21 protein-coding genes are annotated in these 21,827 nt (G+C 63.6%); 8 read left to right on the top strand and 13 right to left on the bottom strand.

What is annotated here, in order from left to right; genetic code table 11:
- The first annotated feature begins 3 nt into the window (after positions 1 to 3).
- Entirely contained in the window at positions 4 to 726 is a 723-nt protein-coding gene (locus tag FJ953_RS17310) for an HAD family hydrolase (RefSeq protein WP_140497010.1), read from the top strand.
- Here the strand turns inward: FJ953_RS17310 and FJ953_RS17305 are convergent.
- Together FJ953_RS17305 and FJ953_RS17300 are read right to left on the bottom strand one after the other, a co-directional pair.
- Complete coding sequence (locus tag FJ953_RS17305; RefSeq protein ID WP_140624915.1) at positions 700 to 1,368, bottom strand: methyltransferase; 669 nt, start codon at positions 1,366 to 1,368, stop codon at positions 700 to 702. The two genes, FJ953_RS17310 and FJ953_RS17305, sit on opposite strands and share 27 nt — an antisense overlap.
- A gap of 86 nt (positions 1,369 to 1,454) precedes the next feature.
- The gene (locus tag FJ953_RS17300) at positions 1,455 to 3,158 is read right to left on the bottom strand and encodes a long-chain fatty acid--CoA ligase (protein ID WP_224646604.1); all 1,704 of its coding nucleotides are present in this window, start codon (positions 3,156 to 3,158) and stop codon (positions 1,455 to 1,457) included.
- A 97-nt stretch (positions 3,159 to 3,255) separates the two neighbouring features.
- Between FJ953_RS17300 and FJ953_RS30880 the strand changes: the two genes are divergently transcribed.
- From FJ953_RS30880 to FJ953_RS17275, 6 genes are all read left to right on the top strand, one after another.
- Complete coding sequence (locus tag FJ953_RS30880; RefSeq protein ID WP_224684797.1) at positions 3,256 to 3,795, top strand: hypothetical protein; 540 nt, start codon at positions 3,256 to 3,258, stop codon at positions 3,793 to 3,795.
- Between the two features lie 210 nt (positions 3,796 to 4,005).
- Positions 4,006 to 5,598, top strand: a complete 1,593-nt coding sequence (locus FJ953_RS17295; RefSeq protein WP_140624862.1) for an ABC transporter substrate-binding protein — start codon at positions 4,006 to 4,008, stop codon at positions 5,596 to 5,598.
- A gap of 48 nt (positions 5,599 to 5,646) precedes the next feature.
- Entirely contained in the window at positions 5,647 to 6,654 is a 1,008-nt protein-coding gene (locus FJ953_RS17290) for an ABC transporter permease subunit (RefSeq protein WP_140624861.1), read from the top strand.
- A gap of 70 nt (positions 6,655 to 6,724) precedes the next feature.
- Positions 6,725 to 7,579: an ABC transporter permease subunit gene (locus FJ953_RS17285; protein WP_181165298.1), complete on the top strand. Its 855-nt coding sequence runs from the start codon at positions 6,725 to 6,727 to the stop codon at positions 7,577 to 7,579.
- A 2-nt stretch (positions 7,580 to 7,581) separates the two neighbouring features.
- Positions 7,582 to 8,439 carry an ABC transporter ATP-binding protein gene (locus tag FJ953_RS17280; protein WP_140497000.1) on the top strand — a complete coding sequence of 286 codons (858 nt, stop codon included), beginning with the start codon at positions 7,582 to 7,584 and terminating at the stop codon, positions 8,437 to 8,439.
- A complete protein-coding gene (locus tag FJ953_RS17275; protein WP_140496998.1) occupies positions 8,436 to 9,266 on the top strand; it encodes a dipeptide ABC transporter ATP-binding protein in 831 nt (276 codons plus the stop codon). The genes FJ953_RS17280 and FJ953_RS17275 overlap by 4 nt, the downstream gene beginning before the upstream one ends.
- Positions 9,267 to 9,384: 118 nt before the next feature.
- On the opposite strand, the gene FJ953_RS17270 is transcribed toward FJ953_RS17275, so the two are convergent.
- The 4 genes from FJ953_RS17270 to FJ953_RS17255 all read right to left on the bottom strand — a co-directional run bounded on the left by FJ953_RS17270 (position 9,385) and on the right by FJ953_RS17255 (position 13,555).
- Positions 9,385 to 10,665: a cysteine desulfurase-like protein gene (locus FJ953_RS17270; protein WP_140624860.1), complete on the bottom strand. Its 1,281-nt coding sequence runs from the start codon at positions 10,663 to 10,665 to the stop codon at positions 9,385 to 9,387.
- 46 nt (positions 10,666 to 10,711) lie between these two features.
- Entirely contained in the window at positions 10,712 to 11,386 is a 675-nt protein-coding gene (locus tag FJ953_RS17265) for an amino acid ABC transporter permease (RefSeq protein WP_140496993.1), read from the bottom strand.
- A gap of 158 nt (positions 11,387 to 11,544) precedes the next feature.
- Complete coding sequence (locus FJ953_RS17260) at positions 11,545 to 12,342, bottom strand: ABC transporter substrate-binding protein (protein WP_140496991.1); 798 nt, start codon at positions 12,340 to 12,342, stop codon at positions 11,545 to 11,547.
- A gap of 439 nt (positions 12,343 to 12,781) precedes the next feature.
- Positions 12,782 to 13,555, bottom strand: coding sequence for an HpcH/HpaI aldolase/citrate lyase family protein (locus FJ953_RS17255; protein WP_140624859.1), 774 nt, complete (start codon positions 13,553 to 13,555; stop codon positions 12,782 to 12,784).
- A 125-nt stretch (positions 13,556 to 13,680) separates the two neighbouring features.
- Here FJ953_RS17255 and FJ953_RS17250 point away from each other — a divergent pair, with 125 nt between their 5' ends.
- On the top strand, positions 13,681 to 14,775 hold the full coding sequence (locus FJ953_RS17250) for an LLM class flavin-dependent oxidoreductase (protein ID WP_140624858.1): 1,095 nt from the start codon (positions 13,681 to 13,683) through the stop codon (positions 14,773 to 14,775).
- A 90-nt stretch (positions 14,776 to 14,865) separates the two neighbouring features.
- Here FJ953_RS17250 and FJ953_RS17245 read toward each other — a convergent pair whose 3' ends face one another.
- The 7 genes from FJ953_RS17245 to FJ953_RS17210 all read right to left on the bottom strand — a co-directional run bounded on the left by FJ953_RS17245 (position 14,866) and on the right by FJ953_RS17210 (position 21,775).
- A complete protein-coding gene (locus tag FJ953_RS17245) occupies positions 14,866 to 15,261 on the bottom strand; it encodes a RidA family protein (RefSeq protein ID WP_140496985.1) in 396 nt (131 codons plus the stop codon).
- Between the two features lie 57 nt (positions 15,262 to 15,318).
- Entirely contained in the window at positions 15,319 to 16,467 is a 1,149-nt protein-coding gene (locus FJ953_RS17240; protein WP_140624857.1) for an acyl-CoA dehydrogenase family protein, read from the bottom strand.
- Between the two features lie 231 nt (positions 16,468 to 16,698).
- A complete protein-coding gene (locus tag FJ953_RS17230) occupies positions 16,699 to 17,511 on the bottom strand; it encodes an enoyl-CoA hydratase family protein (protein ID WP_140624856.1) in 813 nt (270 codons plus the stop codon).
- Entirely contained in the window at positions 17,508 to 17,978 is a 471-nt protein-coding gene (locus tag FJ953_RS17225; protein ID WP_140513060.1) for a MarR family transcriptional regulator, read from the bottom strand. Before FJ953_RS17225 ends, FJ953_RS17230 begins: the two co-directional genes overlap by 4 nt.
- A complete protein-coding gene (locus FJ953_RS17220; RefSeq protein ID WP_140624855.1) occupies positions 17,972 to 18,745 on the bottom strand; it encodes an SDR family NAD(P)-dependent oxidoreductase in 774 nt (257 codons plus the stop codon). Before FJ953_RS17220 ends, FJ953_RS17225 begins: the two co-directional genes overlap by 7 nt.
- On the bottom strand, positions 18,742 to 21,036 hold the full coding sequence (locus FJ953_RS17215; protein WP_140496975.1) for a bifunctional salicylyl-CoA 5-hydroxylase/oxidoreductase: 2,295 nt from the start codon (positions 21,034 to 21,036) through the stop codon (positions 18,742 to 18,744). The genes FJ953_RS17220 and FJ953_RS17215 overlap by 4 nt, the downstream gene beginning before the upstream one ends.
- Positions 21,037 to 21,175: 139 nt before the next feature.
- Positions 21,176 to 21,775 carry a VOC family protein gene (locus tag FJ953_RS17210; protein ID WP_140523755.1) on the bottom strand — a complete coding sequence of 200 codons (600 nt, stop codon included), beginning with the start codon at positions 21,773 to 21,775 and terminating at the stop codon, positions 21,176 to 21,178.
- Positions 21,776 to 21,827 lie beyond the last annotated feature (52 nt).

Below are 21,827 nucleotides of genomic sequence, written 5' to 3'. Positions count from 1 at the left end.
GAGTTGGCAGACATCAAGGGAATATTGTTCGACAAGGACGGAACGCTTGTCGACTTCAATGCGACCTGGCTCGGGGTTGCCGACTTCATGGCCATGGACGCCTCCGAAGGCGACCGCTGGAAGGCCGACAGGCTGCTTGCGGCCGCGGGCTTCGATTTCGCCAACAGGCGCTTCAAGCCCGACTCCATCTTTGCCTCCGGCACCAATCTCGACGTCGTCGAATTGTGGTTTCCGCGCCTGTCCGATGAAGACCAGATGCTGGCCGTCGCCCGCTTCAACCAGATCACCTCGGTGCAGGGCTCGGCGATGGCGGTGGCTCTGCCGGGCATCGTCGAAACGCTCGGCACCTTGCACGCAAGGTCCTATCGGCTCGGCGTCGCCACCAACGATTCGACCAGCGGCGCGGAAAAAACGCTGGTAACGCTCGGCGTCGCGCAGCTGTTCGACGCCGCCTACGGCTATGACGCGGTGGCCAATCCCAAGCCGGCGCCGGATACGATCCAGGCCTTCTGCGATCTCACCGGCCTGAAGCCGACGCAGGTCGCCATGATCGGCGATAACCGCCACGATCTCGAAATGGCGCGTGCCGGCGGCTGCGGCCTGGCGGTCGGCGTGCTCTCGGGCACCGGCACGCGTGAATCTCTGGCCGGAATTGCCGACGTGATCCTGGATTCGGTTGTCGACCTGCCGGATTTCCTTTCAGCGCGGGTCAAGGAGACGATCTGATCTCGTCGCTAGCGGCGTCTCGGCTTCGAAGGAAAAGACGCCGCTCGGCCTGCTTGCGGCGCCCTTCGCGTCGCCGAAATCCGGCACCTGATATTCGGCGAGCAGCCTGAGCCGCGACAATGGTAGATCGGCGCGGCGCGGGTCGCCGATCAGGACCTCGACGCCAGCGGCAAGGCAGCGGTCGAGGAAGGGGATCATGCGTTGGGTGACATCGGGTCCGTAGAACACGTCGCCAGCCAGCACAAGGTCGACCGCCGGTGGCGGACCGGTGGTAATGTCTTTGCAGATCACCGAGATCGTGACGCCGTTGTCTTTTGCATTGAGACCGAGCGCGGCGACGCCGTTTCGGTCGATCTCGGCGGCGATCACTTCGCGGGCCCCGGCCTTCGCGGCAGCGATGCCGACAATGCCGGAGCCGGCACCAAGATCGAGCACGCGGCGTCCCGCCACGGTCATCGGATGGTCGAGGACATAGCGCGCGAGCACGGTGCCGCCGGCCCATGCATAGGCCCAGTAGGGCGGTTGTGGCTCCGGCGCATCTTCCGCATCGCCTTCGGGCTCGACGAGCCGTCTCAATCCGCTGCTGGGGTGCGCCGTGTAAAACCGGATTTCTGGAAGCGCAGGCGCAGGGACAAGGCGCATGTTGGCCTTGATGAACTCGGCCGGGTCGAGGCGCGGGCACCGGTCCTGGGCATCGGCGCCGGCAAGATCGTGGTCCAAGCCGGCTCCTATTCGCGCAATGCGCGCCGCAGGATCTTTCCGACCGGCGTCTTCGGCAGCTCTGTCCTGAATTCGATGTATCTGGGCCGCTTGTAGCCGGTCAGGTTCTCACGGCAATAGGCGGTGATGGCCTCGGCGGTCAGCGCCTGGTCTTTCTTGACGATGAACAGTTTCGGCACTTCGCCCGAATGCTCGTCCGGCACGCCGATTGCCGCCACTTCGAGCACGCCGGGATGCAGCGCCACGACTTCCTCGAGCTCGGTCGGATAGACGTTGAAGCCGGAAACGAGGATCATGTCCTTCTTGCGGTCGACGATCTTGGTGTAGCCGCGCTCGTCCATGAAGCCCATGTCGCCCGACTTGAAGAAGCCGTCCTTGGTCATCACCTTGGCGGTCTCGTCAGGCCGGTTCCAGTAGCCCGCCATCACCTGCGGCCCCTTGATGCAGATTTCGCCGACCTCGCCGAGCGGCAAATTGTTGTCCTCCTCGTCGCGGATGGCGATCTCGGTAGACGGCAGCGGCAGGCCGATCGTGCCGGTGAATTCGCCGGAGCTGAATTTGTTGGCCGTTGCCACGGGCGACGTCTCCGACAGGCCGTAGCCTTCACTGACCGGGCAGCCCGTCAGCGCCTTCCAGCGCTCGGCGACGCCCTTTTGCACCGCCATGCCGCCGCCCAGCGTCAGGAGCAGCGGCTTGAAGTCGAGCTTGCGGAAATCCTCATTGTTGAGCAGCGCGTTGAACAGCGTGTTGAGGCCTGGAAAGATATGGATCGGATACTTGCCCATTTCCTTGACGAAGCCGGGGATGTCGCGCGGGTTGGGGATCAGTATGTTCTGTCCACCCATTTGCATGCCCATCAGCGCATTCACGGTCAGCGCGAAGATATGATAGAGCGGCAGTGCGCAGATGAGGTTGAGATGGGCGGGTTTTGGCTTGACCGTGTAAGCGTCCTGCAGCCACAGCGAATTCTGCGCGACATTGGCCAGCACGTTGCTGTGCAGCAGGATAGCACCCTTCGAGATTCCCGTGGTGCCGCCGGTATATTGCAGGAACGCGATATCGTCGGCCGCCACCTTGGCCGGCTTGAAACCCATGCCGCTGCCCACCTTCAGCGCCGCGTTGAACTTGACATGGCCGGGCAATGACCAGGCCGGCACCATCTTCTTGACGCGGCGCACCACCAGATTGACGATGCTTCCCTTGAGCCCGCCGAGCATGTCGCCCATGGCCGCGACGACGACGTGCTTGACCGACGTCCTGGCGATCACCGCTTGCAAGGTGCTGGCGAAGTTCTCCAGGATGATGATCGCTTGTGCCCCGGAATCCTTGAGCTGGTGTTCCAGCTCGCGCGGCGTGTAGAGAGGGTTGACGTTGACCACCGTGTAGCCGGCGCGCGCCACCGCCATCATCGCCACCGGATATTGCAGCACGTTCGGCATCATCAGGGCGACGCGTGCGCCTTTGGGCAACCCGGTCGATTGCAGGTAGGCGCCGAACGCCGCCGAAAGCCGTTCGAGTTCCGCATAGGTGATCGACTTGCCCATGCAGGTGAAGGCCGGCTGGCCGGCAAATTGCTTGCAGGCGGCAACGAGGAAATCGCCGATGGAGCTGTAGGGCAGGGCGCCGATCTCGGCCGGCATGTTCTTCGGGTAGCTTTCCAGCCAGGGCTTTTCCGGCAAGCCTGCGGCAAGGGCGGTGAGCGCTTTCGGCAATCGCTTGGCGGCCGCCGGTCTCGAAGCCGCCGGTGCCGGCTTGGCCACGGATGCGGCTTGTGCGGCCCCAGTCTTGCTAGTCCGGGTCGCCCCGGTCTTGCTCGCGCCAGTCTTCGTCGTCCCGGCCTTGGTCGAACTGGTCTTTGTCGTCCCGGTTTTAGCAGTTCCGGCCTTCGCCGACGTCTTTGCGGGGACGGCTTTGGCCGCCGGCTTCGCGGCCGGTTTGACAACAGCGTCCGCCTTGCCGGCGGAAGGTTTCCCTGCGACCTTTGCCTTTGTGCTCTTTGCGCCCTTTGCGTTCTTGGCGGAGGGCGTTGGCTGCTTGTCGGCGCCCGCGGCCGGCTTCAGGGTCGCCTTGGCCGTCTTCGGCGGAGCCGTCCTGTTCGATGCTTTTGCCAACCGTCCCTCCCTGTTTTGTTCGCCCCTGCCGCGCTCGCCTCCTGCTAAGAGAGGCGTCCCCCGCTGCCGACGGTGCCTTGTCTATGTATGGCCTCTATCGGCGGGCGTGCAAGCCTTGCCCCAGCGGCAAGCCGTCGAAAGATTTGCCGCCGAAAATCTTTCCCGCCACGGGCGCAGCGGCCCTGCATCGTCCGGCATCCCCGGTCATATGAAAGCGGGCGCGACGTTGATCTCGTAAGATTGGTGATCAATAAAAAAATGCGGTCGTTAATAATGTTGTGAATAGAAAAAAATACTGAATTTTTCCATTTTTTTGCGGAGAGGAGGATTTTTTTCCCGCTTACCATGGGGTAGGCAAACTGGGTGTTCCAAAGCCGGAGAAACGGTGCTTATATGCGCGCTTCGCGAGCCTGATAGAGGGGCTTGGAAAAACATCAGGGAGTGCTCAATGAGGAAGAAACTGACTTTTGCAGCCGCGTTGCTGGCTGCAAGCGTCCTGGGCGGCGTGGCCAACGCAAAAACCTTGGTCTACTGCGCCGAAGCTTCGCCGGAAGGCTTTGACCCGGCGCCCTACACCGCGGGACAGACGTTCGATGCGTCTTCGCGTACGGTCTTCAACCGCCTCGTCGAATTCGATCATGGCAAGACAACGGTCTCGCCGGGCCTGGCCGAAAGCTGGTCCATTTCCGACGATGGCAAGGAATACACGTTCAAGCTTCGCAAGGGTGTGAAGTTCGCCGCTACCGACTATTTCACCCCGACGCGCGACTTCAACGCCGACGACGTGGTGTTCTCGTTCCAGCGTCAGGTCGACAAGAACGGCCCCTGGTTCCAGTACATACCGGGCATTGCCTACCAGTATTACAATGACCAGTTCGGCGACAACATCACCAAGGTCGAGAAGGTCGACGACCTGACGGTGAAGTTCACCCTCAAGGAGCCGGCGATCACTTTGATCCCGACGCTGGGCATGGACTTCGCCTCAATCGTTTCCAAGGAATATGCCGACAAGCTGCAGGCGGACAAGACGCCTGAACTGTTCAACCAGAAGCCGATTGGCACCGGCCCGTTCATCTTCGTCGATTACCAGACCGACGCTGCCATCCGCTACAAGGCCAACCCCGACTATTGGGGCGGCAAGCAGAAGATCGACGACCTTGTCTTCGCCATCACCACCGATCCGGCGGTCCGTGCGCAGAAGCTGAAGGCCGGCGAATGCAACATCATGTCCTACCCGGCGCCGGCCGACATCACCGGCCTGCAGGCCGATCCGAACCTGAAGGTCGACGAGCAGGAAGGCCTCAATGTCGGTGCGCTGATGTACAACACCCAGCAGAAGCCGTTCGACGACGTGCGCGTGCGCAAGGCGCTCAACATGGCCATCAACAAGAAGGCTATCATCGACGCGGTCTTCCAGGGCGCCGGCCAGGTGGCCGTCAACCCGATCCCGCCGACCATGTGGTCCTACAACAAGGACGTGAAGGACGATCCGTACGATCCGGATGCGGCCAAGAAGATGCTCGAAGAGGCCGGCGTCAAGGACCTCAAGATGAATGTCTGGGCCATGCCTGTGTCGCGCCCCTACATGCCGAACGCGCGCCGCACCGCCGAGCTGATCCAGGCCGACTTCGCCAAGGTCGGCGTCACAGTCAACATCGTCAGCTACGATTGGGGTGAATACCTCAAGCGCGCTTCGGCGGTCGATCACGACGGCGCCGTCATCGTCGGCTGGACCGGTGACAATGGCGATCCGGACAACTTCCTCGGTGTACTCTTGAGCTGCGCTTCCGTCGGTTCGAACAACCGCGCGGAATGGTGCAACAAGGACTTCGATGCGCTCATCAACAAGGCCAAGACGGTTTCCGACCAGGCCGAGCGCACCAAGCTCTACGAACAGGCGCAGGTCATCTTCAAGGAACAGGCACCGTGGGCGACGCTCGCACACTCCAAGGTGTTCATGCCGATGCAGAAGACCGTCTCCGGCTTTGCGATGGATCCGCTCGGCATCCATCGCTTCGACGGCGTCGATATCGCCGAATAAGGTTCGCGAAACGGGGCGGCGCCACAGCGCCGTCCCACCTCGCCCGCCATGCTGCGTTATATCCTCGGCAAGCTCGCCCTCATCGTCCCGACCTTCATCGGGATAACCATCCTCGCCTTCGGCTTCGTGCGCATCCTGCCCGGTGATCCGGTGCTGGTGCTCGCGGGCGAACGCGGCCTGTCGCCCGAACGTCACGCTGCGCTGATGCACCAGTTCGGCTTCGACCTGCCGATCTGGCGACAGTACCTGACCTATCTGGCCAATATCCTCAGCGGTGATTTCGGCACCTCGTTTTCCACCAAGACGCCGGTGCTCAAGGATTTCCTGGTGCGGTTCCCGGCGACGGTCGAACTTGCCATCTTCGCCATGATCTTCGCCATCATCATCGGCGTCGCCTTCGGCATCTTCGCCGCGATCCGCCGCGGCTCCTGGTTCGACCAACTGACCATGGGAACGGCGCTGGCAGGCTATTCCATGCCGATCTTCTGGTGGGGGCTGCTGCTGATCATCGTGTTCTCCGGCATGCTGCACTGGACACCGGTTTCCGGCCGCATCGACCTTCTCTATTTCTTCAAGCCGGTAACCGGCTTCATGACCATCGATTCCCTGATCTCCGGACAGAAGGGTGCATTCCGCTCGGCCCTGTCGCACCTCGTCCTGCCCACCATCGTGCTCGGCACCATTCCGCTTGCCGTCATCGCCAGGCAGACGCGGTCGGCCATGCTCGAGGTCCTCGGCGAGGACTATGTGCGCACCGCGCGCGCCAAGGGCCTGGCGCCTCGCCGCGTCATCGGGCTGCACGCTTTCCGCAATGCGCTGATCCCGGTCGTCACAACCATTGGCCTGCAGGTCGGCACGCTCCTGACCGGCGCCATCCTGACCGAGAGCATTTTTTCGTGGCCAGGCATCGGCAAATGGATGATCGACGCTATTTCCAAGCGCGACTATTTCACCGTGCAAGGCGGGTTGCTTTTGATCGCGCTCATCGTCATGTCGGTGAACCTCATCGTCGACGTGCTCTATGCCGTCATCAACCCGCGTATCCGGGCGAATTGACATGACCAACGAAGGCCCTGCCACAATCGAAGCCGCGACCGTCGTCAGGCCGCAGGACGCCCGGCTGCAGATGTTCGCCGAGTTCTGGCACTATTTCTCGATCAACAAGGGCGCGGTGATCGGCCTCTTCGTCTTCGCGCTGCTGATCCTGATCGCCGTCTTCGCGCCGCTGCTCGCCCCGCATTCGCCGGACGACCAGTTCCGCGACTTCTTCCTGACGCCGCCGGCCTGGCAGGCGGGCGGCAACGCCCAGTTCCTGCTCGGTACCGACGCCGTCGGCCGCGACATTCTCTCGCGCCTGATCTACGGCTCGCGCTTCTCGCTCGCCATCGGCTTCGTCGTCGTCACCACGGCGCTGATCTCCGGCGTCATCCTCGGCCTGCTCGCCGGCTACTGCCGCGGCTGGGTGGATACGCTCATCATGCGCATCATGGACATCATCCTGGCCTTCCCGTCGCTGCTGCTGGCGCTGGTGCTGGTCGCCGTTCTCGGACCTGGGCTGGTCAACGCCATGATCGCCATTGCCTTCGTGCTGCAGCCGCACTTCGCCCGGCTCACCCGCGCCGCCGTGATGGCGGAGAAGAACCGCGAATATGTCATCTCGGCCAAGGTCGCGGGCGCCAGCCATTTCAGGCTGATGCTGGTCACCATCCTGCCCAACTGCATCGCGCCGCTGATCGTGCAGGCGACGCTGTCCTTCTCCAACGCCATCCTCGAGGCCGCGGCGCTGGGCTTCCTCGGCATGGGCGCGCAGCCGCCGACCCCGGAATGGGGCACGATGCTGGCCGAAGCACGCGAGTTCATCCTGCGCGCCTGGTGGGTGGTGACCTTCCCGGGCCTTGCCATCCTGATCACCGTCTTTGCCATCAACCTGATCGGCGACGGCCTGCGCGACGCGCTCGACCCCAAGCTGAAGAGGTCGTGAGCATGTCCCTGCTCGAGATCAAGAATCTCACCGTTTCCTTCGACACCGCCGCCGGTCCGTTCATGGCCGTGCAGGGCATCGACCTGTCGATCGAGCCGCGCGAAGTGCTGGCGATCGTCGGCGAATCCGGTTCCGGCAAATCGGTGGCGATGCTGGCGGTGATGGGGCTGCTGCCCAACACCGCGACCGTCAAGGCCGACCGCATGGCCTTCGACGGCGTCGATCTGCTGAAGCTCAGCCCGTCCGAGCGGCGCAAGATCGTCGGCAAGGATATCTCCATGATCTTCCAGGAGCCGATCGCCAGCCTCAACCCGTGCTTCACCGTCGGCTTCCAGATCGAGGAGGTGCTGCGCTTCCATATGGGCATGGACCGCGCCCAGCGCCGCGCGCGCGCCATCGAATTGATGAAGCTCGTCGGCATTGCCGATCCGGAAGAACGGCTGAGCTCGTTTCCGCACCAGATGTCGGGCGGCCAGTGCCAGCGCGTCATGATCGCCATCGCCATCGCCTGCAATCCGAAGCTCTTGATCGCGGACGAGCCGACCACCGCGCTCGATGTCACCATCCAGAAGCAGATCCTTGATCTCCTGGTTTCGCTGCAGGCCAAATACGGCATGGGCCTGATCATGATCACCCACAATATGGGCGTGGTGGCCGAGACAGCCGACCGCGTCATCGTTCAGTACAAGGGCCGCAAGATGGAAGAGGCCGACGTGCTGTCGCTGTTCGAGAGCCCGAAAAGCAACTACACGCGCGCGCTGCTGTCGGCGCTGCCGGAGAACGCGGTCGGCGACCGGCTGCCGACCGTTTCCGACATGCTGTTCGAGCCGGCGCCCTCGGCCGCGGGAGCCTCCGCATGAGCACCACCGTCCTCGAAGGCAAGAACATCGTTCGCGACTACCATATCGGCGGCGGCCTGTTCAGCGGGCCGCGCACGGTGCACGCGGTCAAGGGCGTCTCGTTCACCGTGGATAAGGGCAAGACGCTCGCCATCGTCGGCGAAAGCGGCTGCGGCAAGTCCACGCTCGCCCGCATCATCACGCTCATCGATCCGGCGACATCGGGCGAACTGTTCATCGACGGCAACAAGGTCGACATCGCCAGGGGCGGATTGACCAGGGAGATGCGCCGCAAGGTGCAGATCGTCTTCCAGAACCCCTACGGATCGCTCAACCCGCGCCAGAAGATCGGCGACGTGCTGGGCGAGCCGCTGCTGATCAACACCGACAAGACGGCCGCCGAGCGGCGCGACCTCGCCATGAAGATGCTGAAGAAGGTCGGCCTCGGTCACGAGCACTACAACCGCTATCCGCACATGTTCTCGGGCGGCCAGCGCCAGCGCATCGCCATCGCCCGTGCGCTGATGCTGAACCCGAGCCTTCTGGTGCTGGACGAGCCGGTCTCGGCGCTCGATCTTTCGGTGCAGGCGCAGGTGCTCAACCTGCTCGCCGACCTACAGGACGAGTTCCAGCTGACCTATGTCTTCATCAGCCACGACCTCTCCGTGGTGCGCTACATCGCCGACGACGTGATGGTGATGTATTTCGGCGAGGCGGTCGAATACGGCTCGCGCGACGAGGTCTTTTCAGACCCCAAGCACAGCTACACCAGGACCCTGTTCGCCGCCACGCCGCGCGCCGACGTCGCCAGCATCAAGGCGAGGCTGGCGAAGAAGAAAGCGGCTTAAGCCGCGGTGGTCGTCATCCTCGGGTCTGCGCCGCGTCGCTCCGCTCCTTGCTCCGCCCGTGGATGACGAAACGGAGGCAGTCACGCCTCCGGTTTCTCTCGCGAAAAGGGTCGAGCGCTTACGACAGCTTCGCGATGACAGCCCGCAGCGCTTCACCGAAACGCCTGACCTCGTCTACCGTATTGTAGTGCACCAGCGAGGCGCGGATGGCGCCGCTGTCCATCGACAGGTTAAGGCGCTTCATCAGGCGCGGGGCGTACATGTGGCCGTCGCGGATGCCGATCTGCAATTCGGCCATTTCCTCAACGATCCGCTGCGGCGACAATTTGCCGATGTTGAAACAGAAGGTCGGCACGCGTTCGTTGATCCGGGCCTCCTCGGAAACGCCGTAGATCGTTGCCCCGCAGCTCTTCAGCACAGCCAGCATCTCGCGCGCCAGCACCAGCTCGTAGTCGCGGATGGCGCCCATGCCGGCGACGATGTTTTCGCGCCGCGAGCGGTTGTTGGACGGAGTAAGGTTGCGGCCGATGAGTTCCAGATACTGCACCGCCGCATCCATGCCCGACACGTTCTCGTAGATGAAGGTGCCGGCCTCGACCTTGTAGGGCGGCTCGTCGGGGATGAAATCCTCGCGGAAGGTCGGCAGCCGCTTCAGCGTTTCGAAGCGGCCCCACAGGAAACCCATATGCGGCGAGAAATTCTTGTAGCCGGAACAAACGAGATAGTCGCAATCCCAGGCCTGGACGTCGATCAGCCCGTGCGGCCCGTAATGTACGCAGTCGAGGAACACTTCGGCACCGGCGGCGTGGGCGATCCCTGCCACCGAAGCGACGTCGACGATCGAGCCGATGGAATGGGCCGTCACCGTGCAGGCGACAAGCCGGGTGCGTTCTGAAACCAGCGGGCGCAGATCGTCGACATGCAGATTGCCGTCCTCGCGCATGCGCCACCACTTGAACTTGGCGCCGGCGGATTCGAGCGCCAGCCATGTCGCGATGTTGGCGTCGTGGTCCATGTCGGTGACGACGATCTCGTCGCGCTCTTCAAGCATCTGGCCGATGCCGAGGCTGACCAGGCGGATGAACGAGGTGGCGTTCATGCCGAAGCAGATCTCGGATGGGCTGTAGGCATTGATCAGCAGTGCCACGCTTGTCCGCGCATCGGCGACCGATTGGTCAACGGTGACGCTGCGGCCATAACGGCCGCCGCGCTGCACATTGTGCGAAACCAGATGGTTGGTCACCGCATCGAGCACGCTCTGCGGAATCTGCGCGCCGGCGGCGTTGTCCAGGAAGATGAAGTCGCCTGCCCGCTGCAAGGCCGGAAACATCGCCCGGATTCGTTCAACAGGAAACGCGCCGGAAGTGCCGGTCGCATTGGCGGCTTGATGCTTGTTCATGGTCGTCTCCTGCGAAGTGCTCGGTAGATGGGAAATTGTAGGCGGGTCAGCGCGTCTTCTCGGTCTTGAAACGGTCTTCAAGCAGGCTGACGAGGCGAACCATCGGCCACAGGAAGATGAGATAGACCAGGGCTGCGCCGATCAGCGGCGAGGGATTGGCATAGAGCGACTGTGCATTGGTCGCTTCCTTCAGGAGTTCCGGCAGCGCCACGGTGGAGGCGAGCGAGGTGTCCTTGAACATCGAGACGCAGTTGCTGGTCATCGGCGGGATGACCACGCGCACCGCCTGCGGCAGCACCACCTTGCGCAAGGTCAAAAGGAACGGCAGGCCGAGCGCCTGCGACGCCTCGAACTGGCCGCGCGGAATGCTTTCGATGCCGGAGCGGAACACTTCCGCCGAATAGGCCGACATGATGATGGCGAAGGCCGTTACGGCGGAAGCCCAGGACGATAGGCGGATGCCGAGGAAGGGCAGCGCATAATAGATCAGGATCAGCACGACCAGCACCGGCAGCGCGCGGAAGATATCGGTGTAGCCGACCGCCAGCCACCGGAGCGGCTTCGGCGCATAAAGCCGCAACAGGCTGATCACCAGGCCGATGGGGATGCCGATGCCGATGCTGAGCAGGCCGAGCAGCAGCGTGTTGAGAAAGCCGCGCAGCAGCGCCGGCAGACTGGACGCGATGACGTCGGCGTTGAAGAAGGTATCGAGCAGCGACATGGGAGGCTTTCCCGAACCGTTTGGCGTCCCTTGACGCCGGAGCAGAGGTCCGGAACAGCGAAAGCGGTTTTGCCGCGCCGCGCTGGTTCCGGGAGACTATGTATCAAACGGAACGTGCCGGCCTTTCGAGCCGGCACGTTCTCCTTGGCGGCCGCCGCTCAGGCCTTCGGCACCGGCATTTCCTTGGCGGTCGAGGAATCGGCGGGCGCGTCGCTGCCGAACCACTTCTTGTGGATCGCGGCCAGCGTGCCGTCCTTCTTCATTGCCGTCAGCGCGTCGTTGAGCTTGCCGAGCAGCGGGTGGTCCTTGGTCATCATCAGCCCGTACTGTTCGCCGGTCTTGATGCGTTCCTTGACGGTGAGATCCTTCATCTTGGTGAAGGAGTACTGCATGCCCGGAATGTCGCTGACAGCCGCGTCGATGCGCCCGGCGCTGAGGTCGAGCAAAAGGTTCTGCTGTGTGTCATAGCCCTTTACGTCGCTGAGGCCATCGGCCTCCTGATGCGCCTTGACCCAGGTCTCGCCGGTCGAGCCGGACAGCACGCCGACGATCTTGCCCTTGAGGTCGGCCTCGGCCTTGATCGGGCTGTCGGTCTTGGTGGCGATGCCCATGTCGGAATCATAGTAAGGCTGCGTGAACGACTGCGACTTCAGCCGCTCCGGCGTGATGGTGATCGACGAGATGGCGACATCGATGCGCTTCGAGGTGGTGGCGGCGAACAGCGCCTGGAAGCCGAGATCGGCGATGTCGGTGGTCATGCCGACGCGCTTTGCCGCTTCGTTGACGATGTCGACTTCAAAGCCCTCGAAAGTGCCGCTCTCGTTCTTGTACTCGAAGGGCGGGTTGGTCGGGTAGGCGCCGACATTGAGCACATCGGCGGCATAGGCGGTTGCCGGTCCGGCGGCGATGCCGATGGCGGCCGCGAGAAGGATGAGATTGCGACGGGTCAGGCTCATTGTTGGTCCCTCTGGGGTGTTCCCTCTGGTTGTTGATCGGGCGGGCTGATGCCCGCACGGTTTCTTGCCGCCCCACCTCCCAGCGGGGCGTCAATTCATGCTCGCTGCCATACGGTCGGGCGCTGTCCGGTCGCGGCAGACGCACATCGGCGGGAAGGCAAGGTTGGCGATGCTCTCGGTATGCGGATCGCGGATCTGGCGCGCGCACGCCCTCGCACGCATGGCGCGTGCTGGAGGATGACTGGGGGCAGCATGAACGACAAGGACTGAAACCCTTTGATCCCACCCGATGCACCACGATGGATGTCCGGCAAGCCCGTCCGGAACGGCAGTCGCCATCGATCGAGGAATGCTTATCCAAACCGCGGCAGTTTTCAAGGCAAAAGTTTTAAGCTTAAAAAGTTGGCAGCGGCGGCGCCTGGCATACCTTTCGATAGCGCTAGCGGCCGCTCCTGCCCAGTTCGGCATCCGCGCCGGCTTTGCCGGCAGCAGCGCCAGCCCCCAGAAGCATCGTGTCGCTGGCCAGGATGAAGAAACTGGCGCCGAGTGCTGCCCATCGGGCGACATCTTGCGGCTTCGCGCAGAAGATCCCGGATGTCCTGCCATGCGCGATTGTCGCATCGATGATCCTGTGGATCGCTTGCGCGAGTTTGTCGGCGCCTTTGGGGCCGATCGCATCGATCGATACGGAGAGATCGCCGGGCCCGACGAAGATCACGTCGACGCCCTCGACGGCGGTGATCGCCTCGATATTGGCCAGCCCTTCCGATGTCTCGACCTGAACCGCCACGACGATGCTGTCATTGGCCTGAGCGAGATATTCGGAGATGCGGTAGCCATAGCCGGCGGCCCGCCCGGGCCCGACGCCGCGCTCGCCGGTCGGCGGATAACGCGAGGCCTTCACCGCCGCCTGCGCCTGGGCAGCGGTCGAGACGCGCGGGACGAGCACGCCTTGCGCGCCGCTGTCCAATGCCGCGGCGATCGCTTCCGGTGCATGGCCGGGCACGCGCACAATGGCCGGCACGCGATGGATATCGGCCGCGCGCACCATTGTTTCGATCATGTCGCGCGAAATCTGGGCATGTTCCCAATCGATGCAGAGGAAATCGAGACCGGACTGCGCCATCACCTCGACCGCAACGGGATGCGGAATGGCGGCAAAGGAACCGACGAGGCTTTCCCTACAGATGCATTTGTGGCGAAACCCGCTCATCGTTCCATCCCCTTGTTGTCGTGCCGGAATTCATATCCGCAAACAGCGGCGAGGCGAAGCTATTTCAGGCTTGAAATATTTTCGCGCGGGCCTAGCGTGTCGATCTCCCGCCGCGAGTTCCGGACATGATCAAAGCGCATCCCCTGCACGGCCCAAACAGACTGAAGCTCGGCGTCTTCTCGACCAATGCCGACGGCGGCCTTGCCATATCGGATGTGCCTGAACGCTGGACGGCAAGCTGGCACGACAATCTGACGGCGGCGCAGATCGCCGACCGCGCGGGGCTGGAATTCCTGCTGCCGATCGCGCGCTGGCGCGGCTTTGGCGGCCGCAACAGGGTGCGCGAATGGTCGTTCGAGACCTTCACCTGGGCGGCGGCGCTCAGTGTGGCCACCGAGCGGATCGGCCTGTTCATGACCGTGCATGTGCCCCTCGTGCATCCGCTCTACGCCGCCAAGGCGCTGGCGACGGTCGATCATATCAGCCAGGGCCGTGCCGGCCTCAACATCGTCTGCGGCTGGAACCCGAAGGAATTCGGCATGTTCGGCACGCCGCTGGTCGAGAAGGGGTATGATCAGGCCGCCGAATGGATCGAAATTCTGGAAAGGCTGTATGCGTCGGCTGAACCTCTCGACTATGAGGGCACTTATTATCGTCTCAAGGAAGCCGTGAGCCGGCCGGCCAGCCTGCAAGTTCCGCGACCGGTGACGATGAACGCGGCTTTCGGCGGTCCGGGCCGCGATTTCGCTGCCGCCAGATGTGACTATCTGTTCACGACCTTTTCCGAGATGGCCGATGCCGGCAAACATGTCGCCGATATCAGTGAGCGGGCCGACAAGGCTGGCCGCGAGGTCGGCGTCTACACCGTGGCGCATGTCGTCTGCCGGCCGACGATGGAGGAGGCGCAGGCCTATTACACACGCTATGCCGTCGATCTGGCCGACCGTGAGGCGGTCGATGCCCATATGGCCGGCAAAAAGGAATTCTCGCGGTCGCACGACCCGTATGCCTATGACCGCTATCGCCAGCGTTTCGCCGGCGGCGCCGGCACCTATCCCTTGGTCGGAACGCCCGAAACGATCGCCGCCGATATGGTCGCCATTGCCGGGCATGGCTACCAGGGCATTGCGCTGTCCTTCGTCAACTACACGCAGGAACTCCCCTATTTCTGCGATCACGTGCTGCCGCTGCTGGAGCGGGCCGGCCTTCGCGGAAAATAGTCTGGCCGATGCCTTCCTGATTTCTCATCCTGGGGTCTGCGCCGTATCGCTACGCCCTTGCTGCGCCCCAGGATGACGGGCGACGGCCGATTATTCCGGAATAACCGCGGTGGCTTGGATCTCCACCTTGGCGCGGTCCTCGACCAGCGCCATCACCTGCATCGCGGCCATCGCCGGGAAATGCCGGCCGATCACCTTGCGATAGGCCTCGCCTATACCCCTGAGATTGGCCAGATATTCGCTCTTATCGGTGAAATACCACGTCATTGACGTGATGTGCCGCGGCTCAGCTCCGGCCTCCGCCAGCACCGCGACGATATTTTGAAGCGTCTGCCGCACCTGGCCGACGAAATCGTCGGTCTCGAACTGGCACTGCCCATTCCAGCCGACCTGTCCGCCGACGAAGACAAGCCGCCCGCGAGCCGCTACGCCATTGGAGTAACCGACCGGCTTGGCCCAGCCATCCGGCTGCAGAATCTCGTGCATTTCAAACTCTCCGCAATATCCGCGTTCGAAACAGTCCAAACCTTGACGTGACCGGAGTCAGGCCGCCCCCATCACCTGTCGCGCGATCACCACCTTCTGCACGTCGGAAGCACCCTCATAGATGCGCAGCGCGCGGATCTCGCGATACAGGCTTTCGACGATGTGACCCTTGCGGACGCCGTCGCCGCCATGCAGTTGCACCGCTTTGTCGATCACCTCCTGCGCCTTGTCGGTGGCGAACAGTTTGGCCATCGCCGCCTCGCGCGTTACCCGCGCCGCGCCCATGTCCTTGGTCCAGGCGGCGCGGTAGACCAAAAGCGCCGCGGCATCGACGTCGAGCGCCATGTCGGCGATATGGCCCTGCACCATCTGCAGCTCGGCCATCGGCGCGCCGAACAGCTTGCGTTCGGCCACCCGCTTGATGCTTTCATCGAGCGCGCGGCGTGCAAAGCCGAGTGCCGCCGCGCCGACGGTCGAGCGGAACACGTCGAGCACCGACATGGCAATGCGAAAGCCGTCGCCCGGTTTGCCGATCAGCGCCGAGGCGGGCAGCCGGACCTGATCGAAAGACAGTCGTGCCAGCGGATGCGGCGCTATGACTTCAAGGCGCTCCGCGATGTCGAGGCCCTTGCTGTCCCCCGGCACGATGAAGGCGGATAGCCCCTTGGCGGCGGGTGCCTCGCCTGTGCGGGCAAAGACGACATAGAGATCGGCGATGCCGCCATTGGAGATCCAGGTCTTTTCGCCCGACAGGACATAGCCGTCACCATCGCGGGTCGCTGTCATCTCCATATTGGCGACATCCGATCCCGAGCGCGGCTCCGACAGCGCAAAGGCGGAAATGACCTTGCCGGCGCGCGTCTTCGAAAGCCATTGCTGCTGTTGCGGCGTGCCGAACAGGCTGAGCGCTCCGGTGCCAAGCCCCTGCATAGCGAAGGCGAAATCGGCGAGCCCGTCATGCCGCGCCAGCGTCTCGCGCGTGATGCACAAGGTCCGCACGTCAAGCGGCCCGGGATTGCCGGTGTCGAGCGCCGTCGGCTTCAGCCAGCCGTCCCGGCCGAGTTTTTGCACCAGCTCGCGGCAGGCGGCGTCGACGTCATGGTGATCGACAGGCAGGTTCTTCGCGCACCATGCCTCGAGGTGCCCGGCCAGTTCGCGATGACGGTCTTCGAAGAAGGGCCAGTCGAGGAAGGAGCGGTCAGGCATTTCTGCCTCCGCTATTCTTCAGAGTCCGTGCTCTACGGCGCCCCCCTCTGTCCTGCCGGACATCTCCCCCTCTAAGGGGGAGATCGATCCTCATCTCGGCTTTCGCGAATCGCCTGCGCCGCAGGATGGCTGCCGCCGCCGAAGCTGCCAATCTCCCCCCTAGAGGGGGAGATGGCCGGCAGGCCAGAGGGGGGCGCTGTCCCGCCAACGTCTCCATCAACCCGCTCATCCTCAATTCCCCTCGAACACCGGCTTTTCCTTGGCAACAAACGCCTTGTACGCCCGCTCGAAATCGCCCGTCTGCATGCAGATCGCTTGCGCCTGCGCTTCCGCCTCGATCGCCTGGTCGAGGCCCATCGACCATTCCTGGTTCAACTGCGTCTTGGTGATGCCATGGGCGAAGGTCGGGCCGGAGACGATGCGCGCCGCCATGTCCAGCGCGTCGGCCTCGAGCGATGCCGCCTCTACAAGCCTGTTGTAGAACCCCCAGCGCTCGCCTTCGGCAGCCGTCATGTTGCGGCCGGTGTAGAGCAGTTCGGCGGCGCGGCCGTGGCCGATGATGCGCGGCAGGATCGCGCAGGCTCCCATGTCGCAGCCGGCAAGACCGACGCGGGTGAACAGGAATGCCGTCTTGGCGTCCGGCGTGGCGATGCGGATGTCGGAGCTCATGGCGATGATGGCGCCGGCGCCGACCGCCACGCCGTCGACCGCCGCGATGATCGGCTTGCCGCAGTTCAGCATCGCCTTGACGAAGTCGCCGGTCATGCGGGTGAAGGCCAGGAGCTGCTTCATGTCCATCTTGACCAGCGGGCCGATAATATCGTGGACATCGCCGCCGGAGCAGAAATTCCCGCCATTGGACAGGAACACCACGGCATCGACATCGTCGGCATAGACGAGGTCGCGGAATGTATCGCGCAGTTCCGCATAGCTGTCGAAGGTCAGCGGGTTCTTGCGCTCCGGCCGGTCGAGCCGGACCTTGGCGATCCGGCCTTCGACCTGCCAGAGGAAATGCTTCGGCTTGAAGCCGGCCATCTTGCTCATTCGCGTCCCTCCCAGTTGCTGCGGAACGAGGTCAGCATGCCGGTCAGCCGGCGCGCGTCGTCCTCGCTTACCTTGCCCAGCAATTCGCCGACCCAGCCCTCGTGAGCGGCAGCGATGACTGCGAAGGACTTCGAGCCCTCATCCGTCAGCCGCACCATCGAGGTGCGGCGGTCGCCATTGCGGCGGGCGCGGGCGACCAGCCCCTCGGATACGAGCCGATCGACGATGCCCGTGACATTGCCGTTGGACACCAGCAGGAAGCGCGACAAATCGCTCATCAGCATGCCTTCGGGCGCACGGTAGAGCGCGGCCATCACGTCGAAGCGCGGCAGCGTCGTATTGAACTCCTTCTTCAGCCGCTCGCGCAGTTCGGCCTCGATCGTGCGCGAGGCGCGCAGCAGCCTGATCCACAGCCGCAAGCGGTCCTTGCCGGGTCCCGACGGCGCGGGCAGGGGGCCGGCTACCATGTTTCGCCTCCTGAGATCGAAATTGCCTGTCCGGTGATCGACGCCGCCGCATCGCCGCACAGCCACAGCACGGCGGCGGCAATTTCCTGCGGCTGGATGAAGCGGCCTTGTGGATTGGTCGAGGCAAGGCTCGCCCGCGCCTGTTCAGTCGAACGGCCGGTTTTTTCAACGATCCGCTCGATGGACTCGTCCAACATGTCCGTCTCGACAAACCCCGGGCACACCGCATTGACGGTCACGCCGGATTTCGCCGTCTCGGCAGCCAGCGCCCGCATCAGGCCGACGACGCCATGCTTGGCCGCCACGTAAGGCGCAACATAGGCGTGGCCTTTCAGTCCGGCGGTAGACGCGATGAAGACGATGCGGCCCGCCTTGCGCGCGGCCATGCCGGCGAGCGCCGGCTTCACCGTCAGGAAAGCGCCGGTCAGGTTGACGTCCAGCGTCCGCTGCCAGTCGGCCAGCGTGGTCTTGTGCGCCGGCGTGCTGCCCGCCATGCCGGCATTGGCGACGACGATGTCGAACGGCCCGCGCGCGGCCTCCGCCGTCTCGTAAAGCGATGCCATCGCCGCCTCATTGGTGACATCGGCAGTGATGGCGAAAACGCCTTTGCTTTCGCCAGCCACCTTGGCCAGCTCCGCCTCGCGGCGGCCGCATATGGTGACGTCGATGCCGGCACCAGCCAGCGCCAGAGCGATCGCTCGGCCGACACCAGACCCGCCGCCGGTGACAAGGGCATGGCTGCCGGCGATCATCGCGGCGGCCGTCATACTTTCAGCCCCGCTGCGGCGTCGCGTTCGGCCAGTCGGTAGATCTGGTCGCGCCCCGGCAGATAAGGATCCGGCCATTTCACGCCACGGTCGCCGAGCGCCACCGCCGCATGCAGCGTCCAGTAGGGATCGGCCAGATGCGGCCGTGCCAGCGCCACCAGGTCGGCGCGGCCGGCCATCAGGATCGAATTGACATGGTCCGGCTCATAGATGTTGCCGACCGCCATCGTCGCCATGCCGACCTCGTTGCGGATGCGGTCGGAAAACGGCGTCTGGAACATGCGGCCATAGACCGGCTTTGCCAGCACCGAAGTTTGTCCTGCCGAGACGTCGCAAATGTCGACGCCGGCCTCATGCAACAGCCGCGCGATCTCGACGGCGTCGGCGGGTGTTACGCCTTCGATGCCGACCCAGTCATTGGCCGAAATGCGCATTGAGATCGGCTTCTGCGCCGGCCAGGCGGCGCGTACGGCGCGAAAGATTTCAAGGGGATATCGCATGCGGTTTTCCAGCGAACCGCCATACGCATCCGTGCGCCGGTTGGTGACCGGCGTGATGAAGGACGACAGGAGATAGCCGTGCGCGGCGTGGATCTCGAGCATGTCGAAGCCGCAGCGGTCGGCCATCTCAGCCGAAGCCACGAACTCGTCGCGCACTCTGTCCATGTCGGCGCGGTCCATCGCCTTCGGCACCTGATTCTGCGGCGACCAAGCGACCGCCGATGCCGCCATGACTGGCCAGTTACCCGAGGCGAGCGGCACGTCCGTGCCTTCCCACCCAACCTGGGTCGAACCCTTGGCGCCGGAATGGCCGATCTGTGCGCAGATCTTCGCCTCGGTCTCGGTATGGACGAAATCGACCAGCCGTTTCCACGCCGCCTCATGTTCGGGCGCATAGAAGCCCGGGCAGCCGGGCGTGATCCGCCCTTCGGGGCTGACGCAGGTCATCTCGATATAGATGAGCCCGGCGCCGCCCTTGGCACGCTCGGCATAGTGCGTGAAATGCCAGTCCGTCGGGCAGCCGTCGACGGCCTTGTACTGCGCCATCGGCGAGACGACCACGCGGTTGCTGAGCCGCATGTCGCGCAGCTTGAAGGGCGCGAACATTGGCGCGCGGCGCAGCCTGTTGGCGCCGGCGCCCGCCTGGCGCTGGAACCATTCCTCCGCGCTTTCAAGCCACTCCGCGTCGCGCAGCCGTAGGTTTTCGTGGCTGATGCGCTGCGAACGGGTCAGCAGCGAATAGTTGAACTGCACCGGATCGAGGCCGAGATAGCGCTCGACTTCCTCGAACCATTCGAGCGAATTGCGTGCCGCCGACTGCAGCTTCAGCACCTCGGTGCGGCGCGCATCCTCATATTTGCGGAAGGCGGCGTCGAGGTCCGGTTCGGTTTCGACATACTCGGCCAGCGCAACCGCGCTTTCCAGCGCCAGCTTGGTGCCGGAGCCGATCGAGAAATGCGCTGAAGCCGCCGCGTCGCCCATCAGCGCCAGATTCTCAGACGACCAGCGCTCGCACAGCACGCGCGGGAAATTGATCCAGGCCGAACCCCTGATGTGGTTGGCATTGGTCATCAGCTTGTGGCCGCCAAGATGCTTTTCGAAGATGCGCTCGCAGACGGCGATGGATTCCTGCTGCGTCATGGCGCCGAAGCCGAAGGCGGCCCAGGTCTGTTCGCTGCACTCGACGATAAAGGTCGCGGTGTCGCTGTCGAACTGGTAGGCGTGCGCCCACACCCAGCCATGCTCGGTCTTTTCGAAGATGAAGGTGAAGGCGTCGTCGAATTTCTGGTGGGTGCCGAGCCACACGAACTTGCATTTGCGCGTGTCGATGTCGGGCTTGAAGATGTCGACGAAGCTGTTGCGCGCCCTGGAATTCAACCCGTCTGCGGCGACGACCAGGTCATGCGTCTCCATATAGGGCCGGGGATCGGCGATGTCGGTCTCGAACATCAGCCTGACACCGAGCTCGCGTGCGCGCCGTTGCAACAGGATCAAGAGCCGCTTGCGGCCGATGCCGCAGAAGCCATGGCCTGAGGATACAGTGCGCACGCCGTCATGGACCACGGCGATGTCGTCCCAATACGCAAAATGCTTCTTGATCCAGACGGCGCTGACCGGATCGTTCCTGGCCAGATTCTCGAGCGTTTCGGCTGACAGAACGACGCCCCAGCCGAACGTGTCGTCGGCGCGATTACGCTCGAAAACCGTCACATCGTGCGCGGCGTCCCTCAGCTTCATCGAAATGGCGAAGTAAAGGCCGGCTGGTCCGCCGCCGAGAACCGCAACCTTCATCTGTGCGATCTCCTCTTCGCTTGCTTGGTTTCAGTATCGCGCCGGGGCCAAGATATTTCAAGCTTAAAGTTTTATATCGAAACGATTATGCGAAATAGCGGGCCGCGCGCTCGCGCATCGCCGCGCGCGGCCCGTGGGGTCACTTTTCCGGGTTCTTCGGGCTCCACAGCACCGTCTCGGCACCCTTCTCGTAAGCCATGCCGTCGGGATAGCTGATCGCTTCCAGCTGCAAGCCCCAAGGCGCCTGGAAGTAAAGGATGGTCTGGCCGGCGGCGGGTCCTTCCTTGACCGGCAGCGGCCCCAACCTGGTCTTTACGCCCTTGGCCTCGAGATAGGCTTTCGCCGCCGCGACGTCGTCGACATAGAAGGCGATGTGAAAACCGCCAATGTCGCTGTTCTTCGGTGTCAGGTCCTTCTGGTCCGGCGCGGTGTATTTGAACAGCTCTATGTTCGACCCCGTGCCGCAGCGAACCATGGTGACCTGCTCGATGACAGCCTTCGGATCGACGCCGAGAAGATCCTGCATGAAGGTGCCCTTGTCGTCGGCGAACGGGCCGAACGACATTGCCTTCTTGCAGCCGACCACGTCGGTGAAGAAATCGACCGCCTGCTTCATGTCGGGAACCGTGATGCCGGTGTGGTCGTGCCCGCGCATGCCGGGGATCGAGCTTGCTGCCGCCACACCGGTGCTGCCGAGGATGGCGGCAGCGAGTGCTGCATTTCGAATTGTTGTCTTCATGTCAGTTTCTCCTCCATTTGGCGGGGCTTTGTCATTGGCCGGTCGCACATCC

This window comes from Mesorhizobium sp. B2-3-6 (assembly GCF_006442305.1).
Classification (GTDB): Bacteria; Pseudomonadota; Alphaproteobacteria; order Rhizobiales; family Rhizobiaceae; genus Mesorhizobium.
The sequence above is the reverse complement of the archived record's forward strand: the minus strand, read 5'-3'. Positions and strand labels throughout refer to the sequence as shown.

Excerpts from the sequence above, each read along its gene's own strand:
- FJ953_RS17270 (WP_140624860.1), bottom strand. The coding sequence starts at position 10,665 with ATGAACAAGCATCAAGCCGCCAATGCGACCGGCACTTCCGGCGCGTTT.
- FJ953_RS17290 (WP_140624861.1), top strand. The coding sequence starts at position 5,647 with ATGCTGCGTTATATCCTCGGCAAGCTCGCCCTCATCGTCCCGACCTTC.
- FJ953_RS17210 (WP_140523755.1), bottom strand. The coding sequence starts at position 21,775 with ATGAAGACAACAATTCGAAATGCAGCACTCGCTGCCGCCATCCTCGGC.
- FJ953_RS17260 (WP_140496991.1), bottom strand. The coding sequence starts at position 12,342 with ATGAGCCTGACCCGTCGCAATCTCATCCTTCTCGCGGCCGCCATCGGC.
- FJ953_RS17305 (WP_140624915.1), bottom strand. The coding sequence starts at position 1,368 with ATGCGCCTTGTCCCTGCGCCTGCGCTTCCAGAAATCCGGTTTTACACG.
- FJ953_RS17280 (WP_140497000.1), top strand. The coding sequence starts at position 7,582 with ATGTCCCTGCTCGAGATCAAGAATCTCACCGTTTCCTTCGACACCGCC.
- FJ953_RS17250 (WP_140624858.1), top strand. The coding sequence starts at position 13,681 with ATGATCAAAGCGCATCCCCTGCACGGCCCAAACAGACTGAAGCTCGGC.
- FJ953_RS17215 (WP_140496975.1), bottom strand. The coding sequence starts at position 21,036 with ATGAAGGTTGCGGTTCTCGGCGGCGGACCAGCCGGCCTTTACTTCGCC.
- FJ953_RS17255 (WP_140624859.1), bottom strand. The coding sequence starts at position 13,555 with ATGAGCGGGTTTCGCCACAAATGCATCTGTAGGGAAAGCCTCGTCGGT.
- FJ953_RS17225 (WP_140513060.1), bottom strand. The coding sequence starts at position 17,978 with ATGGTAGCCGGCCCCCTGCCCGCGCCGTCGGGACCCGGCAAGGACCGC.
- FJ953_RS17285 (WP_181165298.1), top strand. The coding sequence starts at position 6,725 with ATGTTCGCCGAGTTCTGGCACTATTTCTCGATCAACAAGGGCGCGGTG.
- FJ953_RS17295 (WP_140624862.1), top strand. The coding sequence starts at position 4,006 with ATGAGGAAGAAACTGACTTTTGCAGCCGCGTTGCTGGCTGCAAGCGTC.
- FJ953_RS17275 (WP_140496998.1), top strand. The coding sequence starts at position 8,436 with ATGAGCACCACCGTCCTCGAAGGCAAGAACATCGTTCGCGACTACCAT.
- FJ953_RS17245 (WP_140496985.1), bottom strand. The coding sequence starts at position 15,261 with ATGCACGAGATTCTGCAGCCGGATGGCTGGGCCAAGCCGGTCGGTTAC.
- FJ953_RS17220 (WP_140624855.1), bottom strand. The coding sequence starts at position 18,745 with ATGACGGCCGCCGCGATGATCGCCGGCAGCCATGCCCTTGTCACCGGC.
- FJ953_RS17240 (WP_140624857.1), bottom strand. The coding sequence starts at position 16,467 with ATGCCTGACCGCTCCTTCCTCGACTGGCCCTTCTTCGAAGACCGTCAT.
- FJ953_RS17265 (WP_140496993.1), bottom strand. The coding sequence starts at position 11,386 with ATGTCGCTGCTCGATACCTTCTTCAACGCCGACGTCATCGCGTCCAGT.
- FJ953_RS17230 (WP_140624856.1), bottom strand. The coding sequence starts at position 17,511 with ATGAGCAAGATGGCCGGCTTCAAGCCGAAGCATTTCCTCTGGCAGGTC.